Below are 1,435 nucleotides of genomic sequence, written 5' to 3' on the forward strand. Positions count from 1 at the left end.
TGCTCCTTTGCTTCTTTATTAACTAATGAACTCATAATAAATACCTCTTATTTAATAAATTAAGCTAAACCCAGCTCTTTTTTTACTTCTTTTGCTATTTCTATAAATCTTTCTAAGTCTTCAATTTCAGCACTTCTGATTGTTATCATTGCATCTTCATGACCAGAATACGTATCCATAGAAATTGTTAAGCAGTCTGTTTCTGCTCTTATTATTTTTAAGGCAACCTCTGCGTAATGGTCATGGACACCAATGAATATACATGCTTTTATGTTATTGTGCCAGATTGTAAGATTTGGATGGTTAGGATTTATTTCAACTTCTGGATTTACCGCCGGATATTTAGGACGATAGTCATACATAGGAATTATTCTTGCATTTAATACCTCAGCCATTTCTTTTACAAGTTTAGCCTTTTTTGTTGCTTCTTCATTCCACGCATACAAAACGAGAGGTCCTGGGAAGATAGTTGCATTTTCTCTGGTAAGCATAGCCTTTGCAGCTTCTCTCATTGCCACTTCTTTATCAACGACCTCATCAAATAAAAGAGCTTTTCCATAAGGTGGATTTAAAACACCTTCATAAATCGCTGCTGGATATGGAGAGTAATGCGCTGGTCCTAATTTTGCCATAATGTCCTCCTATTGATAAAAATTTTAAATTATATCCAAGTCTGGATTATTAATATAAATGAAAATAAATATTAATTCAACTAAATTATTGTCTTTTAAAATAAATGTATATCAACAGTTTAAAAATGATTTTTATCAGAAAAATAAAACGCTGTTATATTTTAAGTAAAACTAAAAATAGTTTTTATTAAAAGGTGAATTTCTATTTTTAAATAATACCTGAGATAAACTTTTAGAGACAGGTAGATTTATTATTTGCTGGATAAAGTTAGAAAAAAAATGGGCGAGAAACACCCATTATAAAAATATTAAAATGTACTACTCACCACCATATTCAACTGAATCAATCTCCTCAATGAACTGCTCAATGTAGAAGGTAATAAAATTTGCTAAATCTTCAGCTGTTTTTTCAAGGTATTTTTTTCTTAATTTAATTTTTCTTTCGTGTGTATCTCCTTCTTCTATAGTATACCTGACTATAATGTAAGGGTCTGCATTTACTTCACACTTATCTGAAGTAGTTGCAACTTCAGGTATGCAGTAATCAATGTCAATATCTGGGTCTGCCATAACATTTCTAACAAGCTCTACAACTTTTTCTAATTTTTCTTTTAACTCTTTTTCCATAATGTCCCTCCACAAAACAAATAAAGTTTATATTATGTAACCATTTCCATAGTTATACAGTCTCTTTTGAGAAGGTCTGAACAAACATAAACACACAATGCACAACCTTTACATCTTTGTTCATCTACATATGCAGAGTTTTTTTCCTCATCAAACATTAATGTATTTGCTTCAGG

2 protein-coding genes and 1 pseudogene are annotated in these 1,435 nt (G+C 30.7%); all 3 read right to left on the bottom strand.

The features are described from left to right. Positions 1-59: 59 nt before the first annotated feature. Positions 60-632 carry a carbon monoxide dehydrogenase beta subunit family protein gene (locus HG1285_RS01645; RefSeq protein WP_008289342.1) on the bottom strand — a complete coding sequence of 191 codons (573 nt, stop codon included), beginning with the start codon at positions 630-632 and terminating at the stop codon, positions 60-62. A gap of 318 nt (positions 633-950) precedes the next feature. Next, a complete protein-coding gene (locus HG1285_RS01640; RefSeq protein WP_008289343.1) occupies positions 951-1,259 on the bottom strand; it encodes a hypothetical protein in 309 nt (102 codons plus the stop codon). A gap of 32 nt (positions 1,260-1,291) precedes the next feature. Then, positions 1,292-1,435 (bottom strand): annotated as a pseudogene (locus tag HG1285_RS20420) (ferredoxin oxidoreductase); the annotation flags it as partial.

It is taken from the genome of Hydrogenivirga sp. 128-5-R1-1 (genome assembly GCF_000171895.1).

What these genes read in the sequence shown, in the direction of transcription:
- HG1285_RS01645 (WP_008289342.1), bottom strand. Translation starts at nt 632, where the DNA reads ATGGCAAAATTAGGACCAGCGCATTACTCTCCATATCCAGCAGCGATT.
- HG1285_RS01640 (WP_008289343.1), bottom strand. Translation starts at nt 1,259, where the DNA reads ATGGAAAAAGAGTTAAAAGAAAAATTAGAAAAAGTTGTAGAGCTTGTT.